This is a genomic window from Streptomyces amakusaensis, assembly GCF_039532665.1.
GTDB classification, from domain to species: Bacteria; Actinomycetota; Actinomycetes; order Streptomycetales; family Streptomycetaceae; genus Streptomyces; species Streptomyces amakusaensis.
This window is the reverse complement of record NZ_BAAASB010000052.1, coordinates 1-10,436: the sequence shown is the minus strand read 5'-3', so window position 1 is coordinate 10,436 and position 10,436 is coordinate 1. Positions and strand designations below refer to the sequence as shown.

Annotated in this window: 2 protein-coding genes; both read left to right on the top strand. The window is 72.7% G+C overall.

Annotation, left to right across the window (positions count from 1 at the left end; all coding sequences use genetic code 11):
• The coding region (locus ABD371_RS35500) for an SDR family NAD(P)-dependent oxidoreductase (RefSeq protein ID WP_344486829.1) at positions 1-8,828 on the top strand (8,828 nt) is incomplete at its 5' end.
• Positions 8,829-8,900: 72 nt separating this feature from the next.
• The coding region (locus ABD371_RS35495; protein WP_344486826.1) for a type I polyketide synthase at positions 8,901-10,436 on the top strand (1,536 nt) is incomplete at its 3' end.

Below are 10,436 nucleotides of genomic sequence, written 5' to 3'. Positions count from 1 at the left end.
CCAACACACCCAACCCCACCAAACCCACCACCTGGCCCCCCACCAACACCCACCCCATCAACCTCACCCACACCTACGAAACCCTCCACCAACACGGCTACACCTACGGCCCCGCCTTCCAAGGGCTCAGGGCGGTCTGGCAGCGCGAGGGCGAGCTGTTCGCCGAGATAGCGCTCGCCGACGAGCAGCGGGCCGACGCCGCCGGCTTCGCGCTGCACCCGGCGCTGCTCGACGCGGCGCTCCACCCGCTGCTGCGCGGGGTCGTCGACAGTGAGCGACCCGTCGCTCTGCCCTTCGCCTGGTCGGGTGTGACCGTCCACGCCACGGGCGCGGCCGTTCTGCGGGTACGGCTCGCCTGGACCGGGGCCGAGACCGCGACGCTCGACATCACCGACGACATGGGCGCGCCCGTGGCCACTGTGCGCGAGCTGCTGTGGCGCGAGGCCTCCGCCGAGATGGTGCGCGGTGCCGGGGGCGCGCGGCACGATTCGCTGTACGAGGTGGAGTGGACGCCGCTGCCGGCCGCTCCGGTGACGATCGCGGCTCTGGGCACCCGGGCCGTGATCGGGTCGGTCCCGGTCGCGGGTCTGCCCGATGGTGTGGCCGTCCATGACGACCTCGCGGCTCTCCTCCGTGACCTCGACGCGGGCGGCACCGTTCCCTCCTTCGTACTGGCTCCGCTGAGCGCGCCCGACGGCGACGCCTCCGATGTACCGGACCGGGCGCGGGCGCTGACGCTGCGGGCGCTGGAGCTGGTCCAGGGCTGGCTGACCGACGAGCGGTTCGAGTCGTCGACCCTGGCGGTGACGACTCGCCGAGCCGTCGCTTTCGGAGGCGACGAGGGCGATCCCGCGCAGGCCGCCGTATGGGGTCTGCTGCGCTCCGCGCAGACGGAGAACCCCGGCCGCTTCGTCCTCGTGGACTCGGACATGAACGTGCACGTGGACGGTACGGAGGGTTCCGCTGTTCTGCTGACCGCTGTCCCCGACAGCGGGGAAACCCAGCTGGCCGTCCGTGCCGGTTCGCTGTTCGTGCCGCGCCTCGTGCGGGCGGCGGCGGTCTCGCCCACCGCTCCGGTGTCCGAGGGACCCGAAGAGTCCGGGGAGTCCGGTGAGTCCTCCTTCTCCGCGCGGCCGGGCGGGACAGTGCTGGTCACCGGTGGCACCGGCGGTCTCGGCGCGCTCCTCGCCCGCCACCTCGTCACCGAACACGGCGTACGACACCTCCTCCTCGTCAGCCGACGAGGCCCCCAAGCACCCGGCGCGACCGACCTCACCACCGAACTCACCGAACTCGGCGCGGACATCACCATCGCCGCCTGCGATGTCACCGACCGCACCGCACTCGCCGGACTACTCGCGGGCATCCCCGACACACACCCACTCACCGCCGTCGTACACACCGCAGGCATACTCGACGACGGCGTCGTCAGCGCCATGACGCCCGAGCAGCTGGACCGGGTTCTGCGGCCCAAGGTCGACGCGGCCTGGAATCTGCACGAGCTGACCGCCGGCCTCGATCTGTCGGCCTTCGTGGTCTACTCGTCCATCTCCGGTCTGATCGGAGCGGCTGGGCAGGGCAACTACGCGGCGGCCAACACCTTCCTGGACGCCCTCGCCCATCACCGGCGCGCGAACGGGCTCAACGCCGTCGCGCTCGCCTGGGGCCTGTGGGCGCAGGGCGGCGGTATGGCCGATGTGCTCGATTCCCAGGACATGGCGCGCATGGCGCGGGTCGGAGTCGCCCCGCTGGAGCGTGCGGACGGGCTGGCCCTGTTCGACGTGGCGGTCACGGAGCCCGGGGCAGCGCTGCTCGTACCGATGAATCTGGACACCGCGCAGTTGCGCGCCCGGGCCGAGCAGGACGAGGTCCACCCGCTGCTGAGGGGTCTCGCGCCCCGCGCCGGACGACGGACGCGCGGTACGGCCCGGGGCTCCGCCGACGCGCCGCTGCGGCAGCGGCTCGCCGGGCTGGACGCGGCCGAGCGGCTGCGGGTGCTGGCCGAGCTGGTCGGCGCGCAGGTGGCGGCCGTACTCGGTCACGGGGACCGTACGGCGGTGCACCAGGGGCGGGCGTTCAAGGAGCTGGGCTTCGACTCGCTCACCTCGGTCGAGCTGCGCAACCGTCTCAACGCCGTCACCGGGATGCGTCTTTCGAGCACCCTGATCTTCGACTACCCGACGCCTCAGGCACTGGTCGACCATCTCTCCGAGGCGCTGTCGGACGACGTGACGGCGAGCGGCGGCGTGGGCCCCTCGGCCGGATCGGTGGCCGGACCGGCGGCCGGACCGGCGGCCGGACCGGCGGCCGATGAGCCGCTGGCGATCATCGGGATGGCCTGCCGCTACCCCGGCGGGGTCGCCTCGCCGGAAGATCTGTGGCGTCTTGTCGCCGGGGGCACCGACGCGATATCCGGCCTTCCGGAGAACCGGGGCTGGGCTGACGATCTGTACGACCCCGATCCGGAGCGGCCGGGCAAGACGTATGTCCGCGAGGGCGGTTTCCTGCATGACGCGGGGCTCTTCGACCCGGGTTTCTTCGGTATCTCCCCGCGTGAAGCGCTGAGCATGGATCCGCAGCAGCGGCTGCTGCTCGAAACGGCGTGGGAGACCTTCGAGCACTCCGGGATCGACCCCGCCACGCTCATGGGCAGCCCGACCGGCGTGTTCACCGGCGTGATGTACCACGACTACGCGCCCAAGGTGGAGCAGATGCCGCAGGAGCTCGAAGGCATCCTGCTCACCGGCAACACCGGCAGCGTCATCTCCGGCCGGCTGTCCTACACCTTCGGTCTGACGGGTCCGGCCGTCACGGTCGACACGGCGTGCTCGTCCTCGCTGGTCGCCCTGCACCTCGCGGCACAGGCACTGCGCTCGGGCGAATGCTCCATGGCCCTCGCCGGCGGTGTGACGGTCATGTCGACACCCGGCACCTTCGTGGAGTTCAGCCGCCAGCGCGGCCTGGCCCCCGACGGCCGCTCCAAGTCCTTCTCCGCCGAAGCCGACGGTACGGGGTGGGCGGAGGGGGTGGGCATGCTGCTGGTCGAGCGCCTCTCCGACGCCCGGCGCAACGGCCACAACATCCTCGCCGTCGTACGCGGCACCGCCGTCAACCAGGACGGCGCGTCCAACGGACTCACCGCCCCCAACGGCCCCTCCCAGCAGCGCGTCATCCGCCAGGCACTCGCCAACGCCCGTCTGAACCCCGCCGACATCGACGCGGTCGAGGCCCACGGCACAGGCACCCGCCTCGGCGACCCGATCGAGGCCGAAGCCCTGCTCGCCACCTACGGACAGGAGCACAGCGCGGAGCGGCCTCTCTGGCTCGGCTCGCTGAAGTCCAACATCGGTCACGCACAGGCCGCGGCGGGTGTCGGCGGCGTCATCAAGATGGTCCAGGCGATGCGCCACGGCGTACTGCCCAAGACCCTGCACGTGAGCGAGCCGTCTCCGATGATCGACTGGGAGTCGGGCGGCGTCGAGCTGCTGACCGAGGCCCGGGACTGGCCGGAGACCGGGCGCGCCCGCAGGGCCGCCGTCTCCTCCTTCGGGATCAGCGGGACGAATGCGCACGTCATCCTGGAGCAGTCGGCGAAGGCCGCCGAGACCCCGACGGCCTCGGCCGGTGAAGAGCCGGTCGAACCGGGTGAGCCGGGTGAGCCGAGTGCCGTGCCCGCCGTCATCCCGTGGATCGTCTCCGCCCGGAGTGAGGAGGCCCTGCGCGGGCAGGCCGACCGTCTGCGCGCTTTCGCCGGCACCGAGGGCGGGACCGGCGCGCACGACATCGGGCTGTCCCTCGTCGCCACCCGGCCCTCGCACGAGTACCGTGCCGTCGTCCTCGGCAGCGGCCACGAGCAGCTGCTCGCCTCGGTCGAGAGGCTGGCCGCGGGCGAGAGCGCGCCCGGCGTGATCCGGGGCGGCACGGGGACCGTCCACGACCGGACCGTGTTCGTCTTCCCGGGGCAGGGCTCGCAGTGGATCGGCATGGCCGACGAACTCCTCACCACCTCACCGGTGTTCGCGGAGACGATCCACGCCTGCGCCGCCGCGCTCGCTCCGTACACCGACTGGTCATTGCTCGACGTCCTGCGGGAGAGTCCCGACGACCGGGACGGCTCCTCCCTCCAGCGGGTCGACGTCGTCCAGCCGACGCTGTTCGCCGTCATGGTGGCGCTGGCCGCCGTGTGGCGCTCGTACGGGGTCGAGCCCTCGGCCGTCGTCGGCCACTCGCAGGGAGAGATCGCCGCCGCCTGTGTGGCCGGCGTCCTCACCCTCGACGACGCCGCCCGGATCGTCGCCCTGCGCAGCCGCGCGCTCCTCGCGATCGCCGGACAGGGCGGCATGACGTCCGTGCCGCTGCCGCGCGAGGAGACCGTCGCACACCTCGCGGCGTGGGGCGAGCGGATCTCCGTCGCCGCCGTCAACGGCCCCTCCTCGACAGTCGTGTCGGGCGACCCCGAGGCTCTCGACGAGCTGTACGCGACCCTCGTCGCCGACGACGTCAAGGCCCGGCGCATCCCCGTCGACTACGCCTCTCACTCGGCACACGTCGAGCACATCGAGGACGAGCTGGCCGAACTCCTCGCGCCGGTCGCCCCGCGCCCCGCGAAGGTGCCCTTCTTCTCCACGGTCACCGCCGACTGGGCGGACGGCAGCGAGATGGACGGCGGCTACTGGTACCGCAATCTGCGGCAGACCGTGCGCCTGGAGGACGCCACTCGCGCCCTCATCGACCAGGGTCACGATGTCTTCCTGGAGATGAGCCCGCACCCCGTGCTCGCCGTCGGCATCGAGGAGACCGTCGAGGCCACCGGTGTCGACGTCCTGGTCACCGGTTCCCTGCGGCGCGGGCGCGGTGGCCTGGACCAGCTGCTCGGCTCCGTCGCCTCGGCCTGGGTGCACGGTGTGCGCGTCGACTGGGCGGCCCACTTCGAAGGTTCCGGCGCGCGGATCGTGGACCTTCCGACATACGCCTTCCAGCACGAGCACTTCTGGCTGATCACCGAGGCGTCGACCGGCGATGTGACCTCCGCCGGGCTGGCCACCGGCGGGCACCCGATGCTCGGCGCGGCCGTCGAACTCGCCGACGGCGAGAGTCTGGTGCTCACCGGCCGGATATCCCTGCGGACCCACGCCTGGCTGGCCGACCACACCGTCTTCGGCAATGTACTGCTGCCCGGTACCGCGTTCGTCGAGCTGGCCACCCAGGCCGGGGACCGCGTCGGCTGCGACCGGGTGGACGAACTCACCCTCTTCGCACCGCTCGTTCTGACGGAAGGCGGGGCCGTTCAGCTCCAGCTGGCCGTTGCCGCCCCCGACGCGGCCGGTCGGCGCGAGCTGACCGTGCACGCGCGCCCCGAGGGCGGCGACCGGCCGTGGACCCTGCACGCCACCGCCGCCCTGGGCGTCTCGGCCGGGGCCGCGCCCGCCGAAGACCTCACCGCGTGGCCGCCCACCGGGGCCGCGGAGGTGGACCTGGACGGAGGCTACGACCGTCTCGCCGAACAGGGCTTCGGCTACGGCCCGCTCTTCCAGGGACTGCGCCGGCTGTGGCAGCGCGGGGACGAGGTGTACGCGGAGGTCGCCCTCGCCGACGAGCTGGCCGCCGAGGCCGGACAGTACGCCCTGCACCCGGCGCTCCTCGACACCGCGCTGCATCTGCTGCTGCCCGGTGTCACCGGGAGCGAGCGCCAGGCGGGCCTGCCCTTCGCCTGGTCCGGGGTGACCGTCCATGCCACGGGCGCGTCCGTCCTGCGGGTACGGGCCCTCTTCGCCGGGCCCGACAGCGCGTCCTTCACCTTCGCCGACGGGGCGGGCGCACCCGTCGCCACCGTCGACGAACTGACCCTGCGGCCCGTCTCCGCCGATGCCCTGCGCGGTGCCGGAACCCCCCGCGAGGACGCCCTGTTCCTGCTCGACTGGGCCGCGCTGCCGGTCGCCGGGAGCACCGCCGGGGACGACCCCTACGACGCGAGCGGCTGGGCCCTGGTCGACTTCGCCGATCACCGGCTCACCGGCGCGGCCGGTGCCACGACCCACCCCGACCTGGCCGCCCTGGCCGACGCGGCGGCCCAGGGCGACCCCGTCCCCTCCGTCGTGCTGCTCCCCGTCCAGGGCGGCGGCGTCGACGCCGACAGCGCGGGAGCCGCGGCGCACCGGACCCTGCGCACGGTGCGCGGCTGGCTCGCCGACGAACGGTTCGCCGACACCCGTCTGGTCGTCGTCGTACAGGGAGCCGTCAGCGCCCAGTCCGGCGAACCGGTCACCGACCCGGCCGCCGCCGCCCTCTGGGGGCTGCTGCGCTCGGCGCAGACCGAGAACCCCGACCGTTTCGTCCTGGTCGACACGGACAGCGCCGACATCCCGGTACACGCTCTGCGTACCGCGATCGAGTCGGGCGAACTCCAGCTGGCGCTGCGCTCCGGCGAGGCGTACGCACTGCGGCTGAACCGTCCTGCCTCCGGCCAGGCCCTGCCGATCACTCCGGGCGTACCGGAATGGCGGGTGGTGGCCCCCACCAAGGGCACCCTCCAGAACCTCGCCATCGCCCCCTGCCCCGAAGTCGCCGCTCCGCTGCGGGACGGCGAGGTACGCGTCGCGCTGCGCGCGGCGGGCCTCAATTTCCGCGATGTGCTCGTCGCTCTCGGCCTCGTACCGGAGAACGGCGCGCAGATGGGCCGCGAGGGCTCCGGCGTGATCACCGAGATCGGGCCGGGCGTCACCGACCTCAAGGTCGGCGACCGGGTGATGGGGCTGTTCGACGGCGCATTCGCCTCCGTCGCCGTCGGCGACCGCCGGCTCATCGCCAAAATGCCCGCGGGCTGGACCTTCGCCCAGGCCGCGTCCGTCCCGGTGGTGTTCCTCACCGCCTACTACGGTCTGGTCGACCTCGGCCGGGTCCGTGCGGGTGAATCGGTCCTCGTGCACGCCGCCGCCGGCGGTGTCGGCATCGCCGCCGTCCAGCTCGCGAGGCATCTCGGCGCGGACGTCTACGGCACCGCCAGCCCCGGCAAGTGGGACACTCTGCGGGCGCTGGGCCTGGCCGACGACCACATCGCCTCCTCCCGCGCCCTCGACTTCGAGGAGCGGTTCCGTACCACCAGCGGCGGACGCGGCGTCGACGTGGTCCTCAACTCCCTGGCCGCCGAATTCATCGACGCCTCCCTGCGACTGATGCCGGGCGGCGGCCGGTTCCTCGAAATGGGCAAGACCGACATCCGTGACGCGGACCGGCTCGCCGTCGAGCATCCCGGCGTGGAGTACACGGTCTACGACCTGACCGTGCTCGCCCGCACCGAGCCGGACGCCGTGGGCGGCATCCCCGACCGGGTGCAGGAGATGCTGGTCGAGATCCTGGCCCTGTTCGAGAAGGGCGTCCTCCAGCCCCTTCCCGTCACCGCCTGGGACGTCCGCCGTGCCCCGGAGGCGTTCCGCTTCCTTCAGCAGGGCCGCAACGTCGGCAAGGTCGTCCTGACCGTGCCGGCCGGACCGGCCCAGGACGGCACCGTGCTGATCACCGGCGCGACCGGCGGTCTCGGCACACTCCTCGCCCGCCATCTGGTCACCGAGTACGGCGTACGCCATCTCCTCCTCACCAGCCGGCGCGGTCCCGCCGCCCCCGGCGCCGGGGAGCTGGCCGCCGAACTCACCGCACTGGGCGCGGACGTCACCATCGCCGCGTGCGACGTGGCCGACCGCGACGCGCTCGCCGAGCTGCTCGCGGGCATCCCCGACGCGCACCCGCTGACCGGCGTCGTGCACACCGCGGGCGTCCTGGATGACGGCCTCGTCGCCGCCATGACGCCGGAGCAGCTGGACCGCGTCCTGCGGCCCAAGGTGGACGCCGCCTGGCATCTGCACGAGCTGACCGCCGGCCTCGATCTGAGCATGTTCGTCCTCTACTCCTCCGTCGGCGGCCTCATGGGCGCCGGGGGCCAGGGCAACTACGCCGCCGCCAACGCCTACCTCGACGCGCTGGCCCAGCACCGCCGCCACCAGGGCCTGCCGGCCGTCTCCATTGCCTGGGGCCTGTGGGCGGAAGCCAGCGGCATGACCGGCCATCTGGACGAGACCGATCTGCGGCGCATGGCGCGCGGCGGGCTGATCCCGCTGGAATCGGCCGAGGGCATGCGGCTGTTCGACGCCGCCCAGGATCTCGGGGACGCCGTCGTCACCGCCACCGGGCTCGACACCGCGGCCCTCGGCCGCCTGGGCGACACCGTGCCGCCGCTCTTCCGCGCCCTGGTGCGGACCGGGCCCCGGCGGGCGGTCGCCAATGGTGCGGCGGAGAGCTCCGACACACTGGCGCAGCGGCTGTCCGGCCTGCCGGACGAGGAGCGCGACAAACTGCTCGTGGACCTCGTACGCACTCAGGCGGCCACTGTGCTCGGCCACCCGAACCCGGACACCGTGCAGAGCGACCGGGCGTTCAAGCTGCTCGGCTTCGACTCGCTGACCTCGGTGGAACTGCGCAACCGGCTCAATGCCGCCACCGGGCTGCGGCTGCCCACCGGGCTCGTCTTCGACCATCCCACACCGGTCGAACTCGCCGCCTGGCTCAAGGGGCAACTGGTCCTCGACTCCCCCGCCGGGAAGGCTCCGGCGTCCGGAGCCGGCACAGGGCCGGAGGCCGTGCTTCTGGACCTCGACCGGGTCAAGGGCACGCTCGGCGCGCTGCCGGACGGCGACGCGCGCCGCGCCGAGATCCGCGACCGGCTCACCGCACTCCTGGCCCTGTGCGGTGACGGCGGCGACGACTCCACCGCCGACACGCTGGACGACGCCACCGACGACGAACTCTTCGCCCTCGTCGACGGAGGCCTGGAGTGATGACGACACCCCTCGCCGCCGGCTCCGGCACCCCCCGTACGACCCTGCGATTTTCCGAGAGGCTGAACCCGCGTGGCTGAGGAACAGAAACTCCGCGACTACCTCAAGCGAGCCATCAACGACGCGCGCGAAGCGCACCGCAAGCTCCGTGAGGCGGAGGAGAAGGACCACGAGCCCATCGCGATCGTCGGCATGGGCTGCCGGTTCCCCGGCGGCGTCGGCTCCCCCGAGGATCTGTGGCGGCTCGTAGCCGACGGCGCGGACGCGGTCGGGCCCTTCCCCGACGACCGTGGCTGGCCAGAGGATCTGTACGACGCCGACCCCGAGAGCTCCGGCAAGAGCTACACCCGCGAGGGTGGCTTCCTTCCCGGAGCCGGACGGTTCGACGCGCCCTTCTTCGAGGTGTCGCCGCGCGAGGCGCTGGCGATGGACCCCCAGCAGCGGCTGCTTCTCGAAGTCGCCTGGGAGACCGTCGAGCGCGCGGGCATCGACCCGCTGTCGCTGCGCGGCAGCCGTACCGGTGTCTTCGTCGGCGCCACGGGACAGGACTACGGCCCGCGTATGCAGGACGCGCCGCCGAGCGTCGAAGGGCTCGTCCTCACCGGCAGCACCTCAAGCATCATGTCCGGACGTGTCGCCTTCCACCTCGGTCTGACGGGTCCGGCGGTCACTCTCGACACGGCCTGTTCGTCTTCGCTGGTCGCCCTGCACCTCGCGGCGCGTGCCCTGCGGGCCGGGGAATGCTCCATGGCCCTCGCCGGCGGCATCATGATCATGTCGACGCCCGGCACCTTCGTGGAGTTCAGCCGCCAGCGCGGCCTGGCCCCCGACGGCCGCTGCAAGTCCTTCTCCGCCGACGCGGACGGTACGGGGTGGGGCGAGGGTGTCGGTGTCCTGCTGGTCGAGCGTCTCTCCGACGCCCGGCGCAACGGCCACCAGATCCTCGCCGTGCTGCGCGGTTCGGCCGTCAACCAGGACGGCGCGTCCAACGGACTCACCGCCCCCAGTGGCCGCGCCCAGCAGGCCGTCATCCGTCAGGCGCTCGCCGGTGCTCGTCTGAACCCCGCCGATGTCGACGTGGTCGAGGCCCACGGCACGGGCACCCGACTCGGCGACCCGATCGAGGCCGAAGCCCTGCTCGCCACGTACGGACAGGAACGCGGCGACCAGGGGCCCCTGCTGCTGGGATCGGTGAAGTCGAACATCGGCCACACGCAGCACGCGGCAGGTGCCGCCGGGGTCATCAAAATGGTCATGGCGATGCGGCACGGGGTCGTACCCAAGACCCTGCACGCCGACGAGCCGTCGCCGCTGATCGACTGGTCGACCGGCGATGTGGAACTCACGGCGCAGCCCCGGGACTGGCCGGAGACCGGACGCCCGAGGCGGGCCGGAGTGTCGTCGTTCGGCGTGAGCGGGACGAATGCGCATGTGGTGCTGGAACAGGCACCGGAGACGGAAGAGCCGTCGGCCGAGGGTGTGGTTCCGGCGGTAGTGCCGTGGATCGTGTCCGGCCGAACGCCCGAAGCCCTCCGGGACCAGATCGAGCGCCTGCGCGCCTTCGCCGACGACTCCGACGCACGCCCGGTCGACATCGGCGCGTCCCTG